The organism is Streptomyces swartbergensis, from assembly GCF_002148965.1.
GTDB lineage: Bacteria > Actinomycetota > Actinomycetes > Streptomycetales > Streptomycetaceae > Streptomyces > Streptomyces swartbergensis.
This window is the reverse complement of the sequence record NZ_NGFN01000075.1, coordinates 11,600-27,423: the sequence shown is the minus strand read 5'-3', so window position 1 is coordinate 27,423 and position 15,824 is coordinate 11,600. Positions and strand designations below refer to the sequence as shown.

Sequence of the window (15,824 nt, the reverse complement as noted above, 5' to 3'; positions counted from 1 at the left end):
CGGCCCCGCGGCACCGGACACACGGCCACACGGCCACACGGCCACCGGCCCGAAACGACGGACGCTCCCGCCCCCAGCCGTCCGCGCGACGCCCGGGCCCAGGCCCGCCCGTCGCGCGGACGGCTGGGTCGCTCGGGCCTCCGATGCGCTRCCGGCCGCTCCTTCGACGAGAAAGGCGGCCCCCGCGTCCCTACCCTCGAAGAAGCGGTACCGAAGCCGCCGCGGGGTACCGCCCGACCGGTGAGGAGCGCAGCCATGACGACGCAGAACAGCTCGGCCGAGGCCGACCGGGCTCTGAAGGCGAAGCACCGGGCGATGTGGGCGCAGGGCGACTACCCGTCCCTGGCCGCCGAGGTCATCCCCGGTCTCGGGGCGGTCCTGGTCGAGGCGTGCGGGGTGCGCTCCGGCCGGCGCGTGCTGGACGTGGGCGCCGGCACCGGCAACGCCGCGATCCCGGCGGCCCTGGCCGGCGCGGACGTGGTCGCCTCGGACCTGACTCCGGAACTGTTCGAGGCCGGCTGGCGCGTGGCCGAGGAGCAGGGCGCCCACCTCACCTGGCAGGAGGCCGACGCCGAGGCCCTGCCCTTCGGCGACGCGGAGTTCGACGTCGTCATGTCCTGCGTCGGGGTGATGTTCGCACCGCACCACCAGCAGGCCGCCGACGAACTCGTCCGGGTCTGCCGTCCGGGCGGCACCATCGGCCTGCTGAGCTGGACGCCGCAGGGCTTCATCGGCCGGATGTTCGCCACGATGAAGCCGTACGCGCCACCGCCCCCGCCGGGCGCGCAGCCGCCCCCGCTGTGGGGGGACGAGGACCATGTGCGCGCCCTCCTCGGCGACCGGGTCACGGACGTGCGCGCCGAGCGGCGGACCGCCCGGGTCGACCGCTTCGAGACGCCCGAGGCGTTCCGCGACTACTTCAAGGAGCGCTACGGCCCCACGATCACCGTCTACAAGAACATCGCCGGCGACCCCGAGCGCACCGCCGCCCTGGACCGCGACCTGGCGGACCTCGCCCGCGACGGCGACCTGGGAACGGGCGGGGGCGGGGGCGGGACCGTCCTGGAGTGGGAGTACCTGCTGATCACCGCGCGCCGGGCGGGCTGACCACCGCGGGTGGCACCAGGGTCCGACGGTGGCCCGAGGGCGTACAACTGCCGTACGACCAGGGCACGACGTCCGTCCTTCCCAGGTCGGATCTTCCCCGCATTCGGCAGGTGAAGCGGCAAATCCGCACGTACCGTCGAATGCATGACGCATCTCGACGCGGGTGCCCGGCCCGACTCCGCGCGGCCGGCGACGGTCACCTCACGCGAGACCGGCCTGACCACGGCTCAGGTCGCCGAGCGGGTGGCGCGCGGCCAGGTCAACGACGTGCCGGTGCGCAGCAGCCGCTCCACCGTCGACATCATCCGCGCGAACGTCTTCACCCGCTTCAACGCGATCATCGGTGTGCTCTGGCTGATCATGCTGGTCGTCGCGCCGATCCAGGACAGCCTGTTCGGCTTCGTGATCCTCGCCAACACCGGTATCGGGATCGTCCAGGAGTGGCGGGCGAAGAAGACGCTGGACTCGCTCGCGCTGATCGGCGAGGTGCGTCCCACCGTCCGCCGGGACGGGGCCTCCGGGCAGGTCAGCACCTCCGAGATCGTCCTCGACGACCTGATCGAGATCGGGCCCGGCGACAAGGTCGTCGTCGACGGTGTCTGCGGCGAGGCCGACGGGCTGGAGATCGACGAGTCGCTGCTCACGGGCGAGGCGGACCCGGTCGTCAAACGCCCCGGCGACCAGGTGATGTCGGGCAGCTTCGTGGTCGCGGGCGGCGGGGCCTTCCAAGCCACGAAGGTCGGGCGGGAGGCGTACGCCGCGCAGCTCGCGGAGGAGGCGTCCCGGTTCACCCTCGTCCACTCCGAGCTGCGCTCCGGCATCTCCACGATCCTCAAGTACGTCACGTGGATGATGGTTCCGACCGCGATCGGCCTGATCATCAGCCAGCTGGTCGTGAAGGACAACGCCTTCAAGGACTCCATCGCGCGGACGGTCGGCGGCATCGTCCCGATGGTCCCCGAGGGGCTGGTCCTGCTCACCTCGGTCGCCTTCGCCATCGGCGTCATCCGCCTGGGCCGCAAGCAGTGCCTCGTCCAGGAGCTGCCCGCGATCGAGGGGCTGGCCCGGGTCGACACGGTCTGCCTCGACAAGACCGGCACCCTCACCGAGGGCGGCATGGACGTCACCGAGCTGCGGCCCCTCCAGGGCGCCGACGAGACGTACGTACGCGAGGTGCTCGGCGCCCTCGGCGCGTCGGACCCCCGGCCGAACGCCTCCCTCAAGGCCATCATCGACGCCTACCCGGCCGACGGGGACTGGCGCTGCACCCAGGCGCTGCCGTTCTCCTCCGCCCGCAAGTACAGCGGCGCCGCGTTCGCCGAGGCCGGCGGGGAGAGCAGCACCTGGCTGCTCGGCGCCCCGGACGTGCTGCTGCCCGAGGACGATCCGGCCCTCGCCGAGACCGAGCGGCTGAACGAGCGGGGCCTGCGGGTACTGCTGCTCGCCCGGGTCGACCGGGACCTCGACGGCCCGGAGGTGGCCGAGGGAGCGAAGCCCACCGCGCTGGTGGTCCTGGAACAGCGGCTGCGACCGGACGCAGCCGACACGCTGCGCTACTTCGAAGACCAGAACGTGGCCGCCAAGGTCATCTCCGGCGACAACGCGGTGTCGGTCGGCGCGGTCGCGTCCAAGCTGGGGCTGTCCGGCACCACCGTGGACGCGCGCCGGCTGCCCGCCGAGCAGGAGGGAATGGCCGAGGCCCTCGACGACGGCACGGTCTTCGGGCGGGTCACCCCGCAGCAGAAGCGGAACATGGTGGGCGCGTTGCAGTCCCGCGGGCACACGGTCGCGATGACGGGCGACGGGGTGAACGACGTCCTCGCCCTGAAGGACGCCGACATCGGCGTCGCGATGGGCTCCGGCTCGGAGGCGACCCGGGCGGTGGCGCAGATCGTGCTGCTGAACAACAGCTTCGCGACGCTGCCGTCGGTGGTGGCGGAGGGCCGCCGGGTCATCGGCAACATCACGCGGGTCGCGACCCTGTTCCTCGTCAAGACGGTCTACTCGGTGCTGCTGGCGATCCTGGTGGTCTGCTCGCAGGTCGAGTACCCGTTCCTGCCGCGCCACCTGACCCTGCTGTCGACCCTGACGATCGGCGTCCCGGCCTTCTTCCTCGCGCTCGCGCCCAACAAGGAGCGCGCGAAGCCCAACTTCGTGCGGCGGGTGATGCGGTACGCGATCCCTGGCGGGGCTGTGGCCGCGGTGGCGACCTTCGCGACCTACCTGATCGCCCGGCAGCACTACACGGGCGCGGGCGCGCTGGACGCGGAGACCAGCGCCGCGACACTCACGCTGTTCCTCATCTCGATGTGGGTCCTGGCGATCATCGCCCGCCCCTACACCTGGTGGCGCATCGCCCTGGTGGCGGTGATGGCCGGGGCCTTCCTGCTGGTCCTCGTGGTGCCGTGGCTCCAGGACTTCTTCGCGCTGAAACTGGTCGGCGTGACGATGCCGTGGCTGGCGGTCGGCATCGCGGTGGTGGCGGCGGCCACCCTGGAGCTCACCTGGAGGTGGGTGGACCGCCGCTTCCGGGCGTAGCCGGAGTTACTTCACGTCGACGTAGTCGCCCGTGGCGTTGACCGCCGGGGTGGTCGTCGTGCCGGCGAAGCTGAAGCGCCAGTAGCCGTCGTACTGGGCGGTGGCGGTGGTCTTCAGGTTGCCGTACTGGTCGGAGTACACCGTCTTGACCGTGGTGTACGTGCTGGTGCCCGCCTTGCGGAACTGGAGCTTGACCGGCTGGTTGGTGTAGCCGTGGTAGGCGTTGTCCTCCCAGTTGGCGCGGGACAGCTTGCCGGTGGACGTGATGGTCTTGCCCTTGTAGACGGGCTCGGGGCCGGCGTTGACGGTCAGCTTGGAGTAGCGCTGCACCTTGGTGCTGCCCAGGCCGCCCTGCATCTTCTCCTCGTCGTTGCTGGTGACGGCGAGGGCGCCGGCGCCCCAGGTGCCGGCGTCGGAGTTGAACAGGTCGCCGTCGGCCGGGCGGATGGAGATGACGCCCTTGCAGTTCAGGACGGTCGACGAGGCGGCGGTGCAGGTGGCCGGGTCGTCGCTGATGAGGACGTTGTCCGCGGTGTCCAGCGAGGAGCCGTGGTAGATCAGCGGCCCCGTGGCGAAGTTGTCCGAGCTGGTGTCGAGGTCCGCGGCGTGGGTCACGGTGTAGGTGACCGGGAAGCTGACCACGTTCGTGGTGCCGACGACGATGTTCTTGCCGCTGTTGACCTTGACGTCGGAGAAGGTGACGTCGAGGGTCGACGCGGTGGTGCCCGAGTCGGCGTCGGCAGCGGCGGAGCTGAAGGCCGCCTTGCCGGACGGCGCGTCGGCGGCCTGCGCTGCCGGAACGACGAGGGCGGAAAGGGCCAGGGCGCCGGCGACGGCGGCCACGGTGGCTCGGATGTGCATGTGTTCCCCAGGTGGAGAAGTGATCTAGGAGTCTGTTGACTCGGATGATCAGATCCACGAACCCGGAAACAGGTTGTAGGGCCCGGTCCGGGTTTTGCCACCTCATCCGCAATGTTTGACCCGGGCATGAGACATGGGAGATGAGACATACGGAACCGCCGGCCCCGGAACGGATCCCGTGGCCGGCGTTGTCGTCCGTGTCGTGCGGGACGGTGTTATCGGACGTCGACGAAGTCACCCGTGGCGTTCACGGCCGGGGTGGTCGTCGTGCCCGCGAAGGAGTAGCGGAAGTAGCCGTCGGTGGAGGCCTTGACGGTGGTCTTCAGCTCACCCGTGCTGTTCGACGTGATGGTCTTCAGCGTGGTGTAGGTGTCCGAGCCCTTCTTGCGGAACTGGAGCTTCACCGGCTGGTTGGTGTAGCCGTGGTACTTGTGGTCGTCCCAGTTGGCGCGGGACAGCTTGCCGGTGACCGTGATGGTCTTGCCCTTCACCACCGGCTCCGGGGAGGCGTTGACCGTCAGCTTGGAGGCACGCTGGACCTTGGCGGTCTTGTAGGCGTCACGGATGACGTAGTCACCGTCGTTGCCTATCGCGCCGACCCACACCTTCCAGGTGCCGGCCAGGATGTTGCTGTAGATGTTCGTGCTCGGGTCGGCGATCAGCGTCACCTTGCAGGTCGCGGTGGTGGCGCTGGAGTGGGTGCAGTCGCCGACCATCTCCTGGTCCAGGCTCTCCGGGACGATCGCCCCGTCGGCGTTGTCCGGGTCCGTGCCGTGCCACAGGACGGGGTAGGCGTCGTAGATGCCCTCCGGGTCGGTGGCCGTCACGGAGACGGTGAAGGACTTCATGGCGGTCGTGCCGACGACGATGTTCTTGCCGCCGTTGACGGTCACGCCCGTGATCTTGGTGTCGCCCATGCCCTCGTCCGCCGGGGCGGCGGCCGCGAACGGCGTGGCCTTCGAGGTGGACGGGACCAGCGAGGCCAGGTTCGGCATGTGGTCGTCCGCCTGCGCGGCGGGGACGGCCAGGGCGGAAAGGGCCAGGGCGCCGGTGACGGCGGCCACGGTGGCTCGGATACGCATGCGTTCTCCAGGTGGAGAGGGGCCCCGGCGCTCGTCGTCGGCTCCTGGGGCCCAAGTGATCGTGGAGTCTGTTGACTCAGGTGATCAGATTCGCGAGCAAGGCGTTTGGTTGTACGGCGAGTGAAAAATTTGTGCGGGAGTTTTCACCGAACAACCAGACGCCACCGCATGCTTGCTTCAGCCGCTCAGTCGAACCATCGGTCCCGCGCCAGCTCCTCCGTCCGCGACGGATCCTCCAGCAGCGCCGCCACCTCGAACCGCCGCGGCCACTGCCGGGCCGCCCAGGCCAGTCCCGCGGCGACGCCCTCCAGGGTGGCGGCGTGCAGGACGCCGTCGTCCGTCAGGCGCCAGTCGATCTCCACGCCGTCGACGACGAGTTCCTCGTGCTCGATGTAGACGGAGGGGGTGCGCGGGCCGAGCAGGACCCGGACCGAGTCCGGCACTTCGTGTTCGGTGCCCTCGGAGGTGACCTGCCCCGTGACCGACTCGCTCAGGCGCCGCACCTGGAAGAGTTCGGCCAGTTCGGCGGCCCGGGACGGGCGGACCGGGAGCAGGGGGACGCCTGCCGTGAAGGGCAGCAGGTCCGGTGAGTCGCACACCACGGCGTCGGCCGCGTCCACGACCTCCACCCGGCCGTCGATGACGGCACGCAGCTCGTCGGGCAGCGTCACCTGCTCCGGGTCCAGCTCGGCCAGGGCCCCGTACAACGCGTGCAGTTGGGCGTCCGTCACCTCGCGCTCCGGGTCGGCGAGCCGGTCGAGGAGTTCGGCGGCACCGCCGGGCTCGTCCAGCAGCGCGGCGACGGACGTCCGCACCCCCAGCGCCCGCAGCACCTGCTCATCGTCAAAACCGGTCGCGTCGGCCTCCTCGTAGAGACCGCGCAGGAGCGGGTCGCCGCCGGCGGCACGCAGGCCCGCGGGGCGGCGGCCGTCGAGGACCGGGTTCCCGCGCAGCCACCACGCCGTGTACGGCCGTACGACCTCGTGCGTGCCGTCCGGCAGCAGGACGCGCACGGGCTGCACGATCGCGTCCCGCAGGGGCGGCTGCGACAGCAGGGACAGGGCCTGGGGCCACTTGTCCTCGTCGACCAGGTCCAGATCCCGTACGGCGACGATCTCGGTGGCGACCGGCGGCACCGGGCTGTCCGGGAAACGGTCGAGGATGTCCTCCGCCCACACGTCGACCGCGTCCAGCAGGCCCGGGTCGTCGGGTTCGGCGAAGTCGCCCTCGCGCGGCTCCAGTTCGTCGGGGTCGAGGACGACGTCGGTGGCACGGACGAGCGCGAAGTTCACCAGCACCCCGCAGGCCGCCAGCGGCCGCTCGCCCCACTTCGAGGCCAGCTCGGCGTCCACCGCGGCCAGTTCTCCCTCGCGCATGACCTGGGCGAACGGGCCGCCGGGGAAGACGAGTTCGCAGGCCGGGGCCGGTTCGCCGTCCTCGTCGGGCAGGGCGAGCGCACCGAGCCAGGGCTCGTCACCGGGCTCCAGACCGGCGTCCCGCACCAACGCGAGCACGGTGTCGGCCAGTTCCTCCGCGTCGAGGGCGTCCTCCTCCCACAGCGCGCCGCCCTCGTCGTCGAGCGACGCGGCGACGGCGGCCCTGACCTGCGGGGTGGTGAGCACGGCGCGCGGGGTCGCGGGCAGGGCGCCCAGCTTCTCCAGGATCGGGTGCGCGGCGTCCGGATGGGCGACCTTCAGACCGAGCCGGGCCAGGGTCTCCGGGTCGGTACCGGTGGCCTCCGGACTGGGCAGCAGGACCTGCCGGGGGCCGATCGTCGTACGGCCGTCCGCGAGCGGCACCGGCAGCCCGGACAGCCGGTCCGGGTCGACCCCGGCCAGGCTGTCGTAGAGCCGCCGCCACCAGCCGGGGTCCTTCTCCAGCCCGGCCAGCCGGTCGATCGCGTCGGTCAGCGGGACGCGGGCGACGCCCAGGGTGCGCAGCTCCGCCCGGCGTTCCAGCCCGGCGGGCAACAGCGTGGGCAGCACCTCGGCGAGCACCCGCACCGTGTCCGCGCCCGCGCCCTCGACGACCTCGGCGTCCCGGGGCCGCAGCGACTCGGGCACCTCCTCGTCGTCGTGCCCGCGGGGCTCGACGGCGGGCGGCAGGAAGGAGGTGCGCGGCAGCCGCTCCAGGATCGCCCGGCGCAGGGCGCCGTCCAGCTCGCCCTTGCCGAGCGGCCCGGGCACGAGGTCGATCAGCCCGGCCGTCACCGGCCGCCAGGAGCCGAGGAGTTCGGCGTAGGAGTCGGCCGCGCGCTCGATCAGGAAGTCGGTCAGCGGGCCGGGGGCGGCGTGCCGGCGGGTGGAGTCCAGCGGGAACGAGGCGATGAGCAGGGCGGGGACGCCGAGCGGCTCGTCGCTGGGCGTGGGGGCGTGCACCACCGGGCTGGTGCGGGGCCGGGCCGGGCTGCCGTCGGAGTCCACGGGCACGGCCCAGGTGACCGACCACTGCGGGCGCAGCCGCTCCTCGACCGGCCGGCCGGTGAGCAGCTCCGGGGTGAGGGGGCCGTGGGCGGCGGCGGTGCGCCAGTAGGTGACGCCGTYGCCGGAGTCGTCGATGACGGTGAAGGGGCCGTCGGTGCGGCGGGAGATCGTCCGGGGGCCCTCGCCGTTGATCTCGACGACGACCTCTTCCAGGCCGGCGAGGGTGAGCAGCAGCGCGTCGTCGACCGCCCGCAGCAACCGTTCGGCGAGGTCGGCGGCGGGGGTGTCGCGCAGCGGGAGGATGACGGCGGTGTCGTACGGGTCGGGGGCGGTGCCCTYGGCGGCGAACGGCAGCCGCAGCAGCGGTACGTGACCGTCGCGCCGCCGGATCTCGTCCCCGAGGCCGGGGCTGTGCCGGGCGGTCTCGGCGGCCAGCTCCCGCGCCTCGGCCAGCGACCACCGCACGCCGCCGTGCCGGCCGACGACGGCGGGCTCGTCGGTGACGGCGAGGACGGCGGCGAACCCGACGCCGAACCGCCCGACGGCCTGCTCGTGGGTCTCCCGCTTCGCGGAGGCACGCAGCGTGGACAGCGACTCCACGCCGGCCGCGTCCAGCGGCGCCCCGGTGTTGGCGGCGACGAGCACACCATCACGGAGGGTGAGCCGCAGCCGCCCCGGCACCCCCGCCCGGGCCGCCGCGTCGGCGGCGTTCTGCGCGAGTTCGACGACGAGCCGGTCCCGGTACCCGCCGAGGACGAGATCCTCCTCGGCGTTGGCGTCCTCACGGAACCGGGCGGGGCTGGTGGCCCAGGCGTCGATGACGCCGCGCCGCAGGCGTGCCGTACCGAAGGGGTCGGCACCCTCGGCGGCGGGCCGCACGAACTTGCTGCTCACGTTCCTTCTCCTCATCGACGAGAGGACGAAGGTACCGCCTGGGGAGCGGGGGTGTGCGCGCCGTCCGGCCCCGGGTCAGCTCTCGGACGCGTACGTCACGAAATCCGCCCATGCGGCGGGAGCGACGGCGAGCTGCGGCCCCGCGGTGTGCTTGGAGTCGCGGATGTGGACGGTGGCGGGGGTGGTGGCGACCTCGACGCAGGAGTCACCCTCGCTGCTGCTGCTGTAGCTGCTCTTGAACCAGCTCAGCGCCACCTCGACGCAGGAGTCGCCCTCGCTGCCACTGCTGTAGCTGCTCTTGAACCACACCAAGTCTATGTTGCGGATCATGTTTCCCCCAGCAGTTGGTCGATGAAGGCCGTCGACTCACGTGGAGTGAGAGCCTGCGCCCGGATGATGCCGTACCGCAGCTCCAGGATACGGAGCTGCCTCGGCTCGGAGACCGGCCTGCCGTTGGCCACCACTGGGGAACGGCCCACCACCGAGCCGTCCTCGAACTTCAGTACCTCGATGCCACCGGCCAGTCCGGCGTGCTCCTCGCGGTCTATCGGCATCACCTGAAGCTCGACATTCCGCAACCGCCCTGCCTCAAGGAGATGTTCCAGCTGGCGGCGCAACACCGCCCTTCCTCCCAGGGGGCGCCGCAGCGTCCACTCCTCCAGGACGAAGCTGATCTCGGGCGCGGGATCCCGTTCGAAGACGGCCTTGCGGGCCACGCGCGCCGCGATGAACCGCTCCACCTCCTCCTCGGTGTACGCGGGGCGCCTCATCAAGAGCAGCCCGCGTGCGTACTCCGGCGTCTGCAACAGCCCGTGGACGTTCAGCGGGTCGTAGAGCTGAAGCTCGACCGCCTTGGCCTCCATCTGCGCCAGGTCCCGCACCTTCTTGGGATACCGGACCTTCTTGACGTCCTCCCACGTCGCCGCGATGAGCCCACCCGCGCCCAACACCTCGTCGGCCTTGATCAGATACTCCTGGCGGGGAATCCGCTTCCCGCCCTCGATCTTGTAGACCATGTCCTCGCCGTACCCGACGGCCGTCCCGAACTCGGCGGCCCGGATCCCCACCGCCTCCCGCCGCAGCTTCAGCTGCCGCCCGACGGTCGCGATGACGGCGACACCCCACTCGTCGTCCGGGTCCACCTCCCACCCCGGCTCGTCCGCTTCGGTCCTGAGCCGCCCCGCCTCTGCCTCGACCGTCATGCCGAACCCCTCCGTCGTACCGCCGCGCCACCGGAACCCGACCGCCCGCACTCCGGTGCCGCAGGCGGTCCTCCAAGGACCACAACGGTGAAAGAACCTCACCAATCCCCACCCCTGGCGCCCTCTCACCCGCCCGGGTGAACATCACCAACTCGGCTGGCGTGGCGCCTGGTTGTCGGCCCTACTCGCCGCGTCGACACCCTGCTCCGGCTGGAGACCGAGGACGACGAGCCGTTACTGCTCGCGGTCGAGGCGCAGGGCAAGAAGGACCCGGACAAGCCCGCGAGCTGGGCGTACTACGCCTCGTACCTGCTCACGAAATACCGGCTCCAGCCGCTGATCCTGGTCGTCTGCCAGGACCGCGCCACCGCGGAATGGGCGGCGCGCCCGGTCAGCTTCGGCCCTCCCCAGTGGCCCCTGCTCACCCTGCGCCCGCTGGTCGCGGGACCGCACAACATGCCGGTGCTCACCGACCCGGCCGAGGTCCGCAAAGACCTCGCGCTCGCCACGCTGTCCGCCATCACCCACGTCAGGCATCAGGACATCGGGGCCATACTCAAAGCAGTGACAACCGTCCTGCGGGACACACCGCACCCCATCGCCGACCCGATCGTCGAACTCATCGCACAAGGCCTGGGCAAGCACCCGGCCGCGGAACTGTGGAGGAACCTGGTGGCCGTGGACCTCTCCTTCTACAAGTCGTACATCTCGGAAGAAATCCGCGACGAAGGCCGGGCCGAGGGCGAGGCCCGGCGAGCCGCCGAAGACGTCCTGGAGGTCCTGGATGTCCGTGGCATCGATGTTCCCGAAACGGTCCGCGAGCGCATCGTCAGCTGCGATGCCCCCGAGACCCTGCGCCGCTGGCACCGACGCGCCGTGATCGCCCCCTCCGCCGAACAGATCTTCTCGGACGAGGACGAGCAGGACCAGTAGTCGATCGGCGGCCGGGCGGGGACACCCCTACGAGTGCCCCAGTTCCTCCGTGTCCTCGTCCGCCGCCACCGGCACCGAGCCCGAGTCCGAGGCCGGGCGCAGCGGGAACGGGTCCACCCGGGTCTCGTCGATGACCGGCGGGGCCGGCTGCGGCGGCTTCGGCATGACCGCGGCCTCGGAGTGGCCGCCGCAGCCGTAGGCCAGGGAGACGACACGGCCGTCGGCCGGGGAGAACTCGTTGGCGCACACGCCGAAGGCCTGCCCCAGGGAGCCTCCGATGCGGACCAGGAAGCCGCAGCTCACGCAGGCGGCGGGGGCCGCCTGTGCCATCGGGGTCTTGGGGCCGAAGGCTTCCTCCCAGCGGTCGGCGGCGATGTGCAGGCCGTAGCGGGACAGCACCCGGGCGCGGCGCACGCCGAGTTCCTCGGCCACCGCCGCGATCGAACCGCGGGCGGGGACGGCCAGGGGCCCCGCCGTGACCTCCGCGTCCTCGGCCTCCGCCAGGGCGGCCATCTCCTCGGAGACGACGGAGTTCGGCGGCGGCTCGTCCTCGCCGGTCCAGCCGGGCTCCAGGCGCAGATCCTCGGCGTCCGTGGGCAGCAGATCGCCCGGCCCCATGTCGCCGGGGCGCAGCCGCTCGCTCCACGGCACCCACTCGGGCGCGAGCACCGCGTCCGGGCCGGGCAGCAGCACCGCCTCGTCCACCGTCACGATCTTCGCCCGCGATGCCCGGGCCACCGTCACGGCCCAGCGCCAGCCCCGGTACCCGAGCTCCTTGCACTCGAAGAAGTGCGTGACAACGCGATCCCCTTCAGAGACCAGCTCCACGTGCTCGCCGACGATTCCTGGTGTCGCCGCCTCCTCGGCTGCGGCGCGTGCGAGGTCGACGGCCTCGGCGCACAGACGGTCAGGGGTGCGGCTTCGCGTTGTCGCTGCGCTCACAGGTATCGCTTCTCTCCATACGCCGTCTCACGAGTGCGCCACTCCCAGCGCCGGGGGCGGACGGAGCGGACCAGGGGACCGCGTCGACGTCCTTCATCCATTTTGCGGGATGGCTGAGATACGCACGCTACCCTTCCGCCCCACTTCGCGTACACCGACGGTCCTGACCGATGGCTCCGACCACCGTGTCGTTCGGGGGCCGGCAACCCGGACAGTCACCCCACAGGCCCTATACAAGCGGTAATGGCACTACCCACTGCCATCTCGGGGCACTATGACGTCGTGGCAGTCGCGAGGACGCCCCAGGGCAACACCGGGACCGGTGGGTCGAAAGGGGGCAAGGGAAGCAGCCGACTGAGCGGACCGGGCCGTTTGCGCGGCTCCCTCCGCGCGGTCGGCCGTGCCCTGCACCTGCCCTTCACCGGCACCGCACGCGGCATCCGCAAGGCCACCCACGCGCACGGCGCCGGCGAGTCCGGCCTCGGCAAGCTGATCGAGCTGCACGGCGTGAACGGCGCCGGAGACGTGATGATCACGGTCGCCCTCGCGTCGACGGTGTTCTTCTCCGTGCCGACCGACGAGGCCCGGGGCCGGGTCGCGCTGTACCTCGCCATCACCATGGCGCCCTTCACCCTCCTCGCGCCGGTGATCGGCCCGCTCCTCGACCGCATCCCGCACGGCCGCCGGGCCGCGATGGCCGGGGCGATGCTGGCCCGGGCGCTGCTCGCGCTGATCCTGTCCGGCGCGGTCGTCAGCGGCAGCATCCAGCTCTACCCGGCGGCGCTCGGCGTCCTCGTCGCGTCGAAGGCGTACGGGGTGGTCAGAAGCGCCGTCGTGCCCCGGCTGCTGCCGCCCGGCTTCTCCCTGGTGAAGGCCAACTCGCGCGTCACCCTCGGCGGGCTCCTCGCCACCGGCATCGCCGCGCCGATCGGCGCCGGGCTCCAGCAGATCGGGCCGCGCTGGCCGCTCTACGGAGCCTTCGTGATCTTCGTGGCAGGGACGTTCCTGTCGTTCACGCTGCCACCGAAGGTCGACTCCGCCAAGGGCGAGGACACCGCCCTGCTGGCCGCGGACGAGGAGCACCTGCACGGGCCGCACCGCCGTCCCGTCAAGCGCCCCGGGCTGCGCACGGTCGGCCCGGCCGTCACCCACGCCCTGGCCGTCAACGCCTCCATCCGCTGCCTCACCGGCTTCCTGATCTTCTTCCTCGCCTTCCTGCTGCGCGAGCACCCGATCTCCGGCCAGAGCGCCGCCGTGTCCCTGGGGATAGTGGGCGTGTCGGCCGGCGTCGGCAACGCGCTCGGTACGGCCGTGGGGGCGTGGCTCCGGTCCCGGGCGCCGGAGATCATCATCGTGACGGTCGTGGCGTGCGTGCTGGGCGCGGCGATCACGGCCGCGCTCTTCTTCGGCGCGATCCTGGTGGCCGGCCTGGCCGCGATCGCCGGCTTCGCGCAGGCCCTGGCCAAGCTGTCGCTCGACGCGCTGATCCAGCGGGACGTGCCCGAACTGGTCCGTACGTCGGCCTTCGCCCGCTCCGAGACGCTGCTCCAGGTGTCCTGGGTACTGGGCGGGGCGGTCGGCATCGTCATGCCGCTCAACGGCACGCTCGGGCTGGCGGTGGGCGCCGCGATCGTCGGCACGGGCTGGCTGACGACCGTCCGGGGGCTGATCGGCTCGGCCCGGCGCGGCGGTGCGGCACGGCCGCGCGTGGCCTAGCGGTACGGGCACGCCGTACCCCGCGTGGGCGGTCCGACCGGCGGGCCCGATAGCCTTCGCCCATGACCACGTTGCAATCCGCTGTGCGACGCCGCCGCGCCGTCGCCGCCGCCGGCGTCGTATCCGCCGGACTGCTCGTCCTCTCCGCCTGTGACAAGCCGACGCCGGTGGCCACGGTCACCGTGGGCAGCGACTCGGTGAACTCCGAGGCCACCTGTGGCGGCGAGGGCGACGCCCTGAAGTCGTCCGACCTCACGCAGTGCCTGAAGGACAAGGGCGTCAAGACCATCTCCGTCGACCCGGACGAGACCGTGCGGTTCGGTGTCGACCCGGAGATCGCCGACAAGGGCTGGACGATCCTGATGAACGGCCAGCCGCTGACCGACTCCAGCACGAAGACGTACCGCACCATTCCGGGCAGCGTGTTCTTCAACGCCCAGTACGGGGCGCAGGGCAACTCGACGCTGGTGTCCATCAAGCAGGGCGAGAAGGACACGTCGGGGCTGTGGAACTTCAAGCTGGAGAAGGACGCGTAATCGCTGCCGCTGGGCTGGGCAGGGTGCTTGTTGCCACCGCGGTTTCCGTGGAGAGGAACGCGGTGGCTACGGCCTTGGGGGCGCTGTCCCTGGAGTCCGATGACGAAGCACTCGGCGCACCCCATCGCCCCAGCGGAACGACTGCCCACGGCGGTCGCGGCGTCGATGTCCTCATTGCCGGTGTAGGGCCCGCCCTCGCCGCTGCCTCCACCGCCTCCGCCCTCACCGCCGCAGCTCTCCAGGGCAACCCCTACGGCCTCGTCGTCTCCGCCGGGATCGGTGGGGGGTTTCAGCCCGAGGCGGGCGTGGGGTCGCTCGTGGTCGCCGATGAGATCGTCGCGGCCGATCTGGGGGCCGAGACCGAGGACGGGTTCGTGTCGGTCACGGACCTCGGGTTCGGGACCGTGCGTCACCACCCGCCCGCGGACCTCGTACGGCTGGTCGGCGACGCCGTCGGGGCGCGTACCGGGGCCGTGCTCACCGTGTCCACCGTGACCGGGACCGCCGAGCGGGCCCGCGCGCTGCGCGAGCGCCACCCCGGCGCCCTCGCCGAGGCCATGGAGGGCTTCGGTGTGGCCGAGGCCGCTGCCGCGCACGGGGTGCCCGTGCTGGAGGTCCGGGCGATCTCCAATCCCGTCGGGCCGCGCGACCGCGCCGCCTGGCGCATCCCCGACGCCCTGGCGGCCCTCACCGAGGGATTCGGGAAGCTCCTGCCCGTACTGGAGAGTTGGAACCGGCATGACCAGTGAGCAGCTGAAGATCGCCTACTCCCCCTGCCCGAACGACACCTTCGTCTTCGACGCCCTGGCCCACGGCCGCGTCCCCGGCGCCCCCGGCTTCGACGTGACCTTCGCCGACATCGACATCACCAACGGCATGGCCGAGCGCGGCGAGTTCGACGTGCTGAAGGTGTCGTACGCCGTGCTGCCGTACGTCCTCGACGAGTACGCGCTGCTGCCGTGCGGCGGTGCGCTGGGGCGGGGGTGCGGGCCGCTGGTGCTGACGCGGGAGGCGGACGTCGATCTCGCCGGTCGTACRGTCGCCGTGCCGAGCGAGAAGTCGACGGCGTATCTGCTGTTCCGGCTGTGGGCCGCGGACACGCTGAGCGACGGGGTCGGCGAGATCGTCGTCATGCCGTTCCACGAGATCATGCCGGCCGTGCGGGACGGCAAGGTCGACGCGGGGCTCGTCATCCACGAGGCGCGCTTCACGTACCGCGACTACGGCCTGCACAAGCTCGCCGACATGGGCGAGCACTGGGAGAACACCACCGGGCTGCCGATCCCGCTGGGCGCGATCATCGCCAAGCGGTCGCTGGGCGAGCAGAAGCTGCGGCTGCTCGCCGACTCCATCCGGACGTCCGTACGCGCCGCCTGGGACGACCCCGAGGCGTCCCGCCCGTACGTCATGGAGCACGCCCAGGAGATGGACCCGGCCGTCGCCGACCAGCACATCGGGCTGTACGTCAACGAGTTCACCGCCGGCCTCGGCGAGGACGGCTACGCCGCCGTACGCGGGCTGCTGACACGCGCGGCGGCCGAGGGGCTGGTGCCGCCCCTCGGCCCGAACGCGCTGCGTTTCCCGTAAGCG

General features: G+C 71.8%; 13 protein-coding genes. 7 read left to right on the top strand and 6 right to left on the bottom strand.

Going from position 1 to position 15,824, the window contains the following annotated elements; genetic code table 11:
• Positions 1-255 precede the first annotated feature (255 nt).
• Both CA983_RS14725 and CA983_RS14720 read left to right on the top strand, forming a co-directional pair.
• A complete protein-coding gene (locus CA983_RS14725; protein ID WP_086601348.1) occupies positions 256-1,107 on the top strand; it encodes a class I SAM-dependent methyltransferase in 852 nt (283 codons plus the stop codon).
• Between the two features lie 144 nt (positions 1,108-1,251).
• Entirely contained in the window at positions 1,252-3,645 is a 2,394-nt protein-coding gene (locus CA983_RS14720; RefSeq protein ID WP_086601347.1) for an HAD-IC family P-type ATPase, read from the top strand.
• 6 nt (positions 3,646-3,651) lie between these two features.
• On the opposite strand, the gene CA983_RS14715 is transcribed toward CA983_RS14720, so the two are convergent.
• From CA983_RS14715 to CA983_RS14695, 5 genes are all read right to left on the bottom strand, one after another.
• Positions 3,652-4,506: a hypothetical protein gene (locus CA983_RS14715; RefSeq protein WP_086601346.1), complete on the bottom strand. Its 855-nt coding sequence runs from the start codon at positions 4,504-4,506 to the stop codon at positions 3,652-3,654.
• A gap of 215 nt (positions 4,507-4,721) precedes the next feature.
• The gene (locus tag CA983_RS14710; protein ID WP_086601345.1) at positions 4,722-5,588 is read right to left on the bottom strand and encodes a calcium-binding protein; all 867 of its coding nucleotides are present in this window, start codon (positions 5,586-5,588) and stop codon (positions 4,722-4,724) included.
• A gap of 185 nt (positions 5,589-5,773) precedes the next feature.
• Entirely contained in the window at positions 5,774-8,920 is a 3,147-nt protein-coding gene (locus CA983_RS14705) for a sacsin N-terminal ATP-binding-like domain-containing protein (protein ID WP_086601344.1), read from the bottom strand.
• Between the two features lie 60 nt (positions 8,921-8,980).
• Entirely contained in the window at positions 8,981-9,235 is a 255-nt protein-coding gene (locus CA983_RS14700) for a DUF397 domain-containing protein (protein WP_086601343.1), read from the bottom strand.
• On the bottom strand, positions 9,232-10,107 hold the full coding sequence (locus CA983_RS14695; protein ID WP_086601352.1) for a helix-turn-helix domain-containing protein: 876 nt from the start codon (positions 10,105-10,107) through the stop codon (positions 9,232-9,234). The genes CA983_RS14700 and CA983_RS14695 overlap by 4 nt, the downstream gene beginning before the upstream one ends.
• Positions 10,108-10,263: 156 nt before the next feature.
• On the opposite strand from CA983_RS14695, the gene CA983_RS14690 reads away from it, so the two are divergent.
• On the top strand, positions 10,264-11,040 hold the full coding sequence (locus CA983_RS14690) for a hypothetical protein (RefSeq protein WP_425276449.1): 777 nt from the start codon (positions 10,264-10,266) through the stop codon (positions 11,038-11,040).
• Between the two features lie 27 nt (positions 11,041-11,067).
• Here CA983_RS14690 and CA983_RS14685 read toward each other — a convergent pair whose 3' ends face one another.
• Positions 11,068-11,982, bottom strand: coding sequence for a DUF3027 domain-containing protein (locus CA983_RS14685; RefSeq protein WP_086601341.1), 915 nt, complete (start codon positions 11,980-11,982; stop codon positions 11,068-11,070).
• A 282-nt stretch (positions 11,983-12,264) separates the two neighbouring features.
• On the opposite strand from CA983_RS14685, the gene CA983_RS14680 reads away from it, so the two are divergent.
• From CA983_RS14680 to CA983_RS14665, 4 genes are all read left to right on the top strand, one after another.
• Positions 12,265-13,698 carry an MFS transporter gene (locus CA983_RS14680; RefSeq protein ID WP_086601340.1) on the top strand — a complete coding sequence of 478 codons (1,434 nt, stop codon included), beginning with the start codon at positions 12,265-12,267 and terminating at the stop codon, positions 13,696-13,698.
• 62 nt (positions 13,699-13,760) lie between these two features.
• Entirely contained in the window at positions 13,761-14,234 is a 474-nt protein-coding gene (locus CA983_RS14675) for a DUF2771 domain-containing protein (protein ID WP_208636965.1), read from the top strand.
• A 62-nt stretch (positions 14,235-14,296) separates the two neighbouring features.
• Positions 14,297-14,983, top strand: a complete 687-nt coding sequence (locus CA983_RS14670) for a futalosine hydrolase (protein ID WP_244206891.1) — start codon at positions 14,297-14,299, stop codon at positions 14,981-14,983.
• On the top strand, positions 14,973-15,821 hold the full coding sequence (locus CA983_RS14665; RefSeq protein ID WP_086601338.1) for a 1,4-dihydroxy-6-naphtoate synthase: 849 nt from the start codon (positions 14,973-14,975) through the stop codon (positions 15,819-15,821). Before CA983_RS14670 ends, CA983_RS14665 begins: the two co-directional genes overlap by 11 nt.
• Positions 15,822-15,824 lie beyond the last annotated feature (3 nt).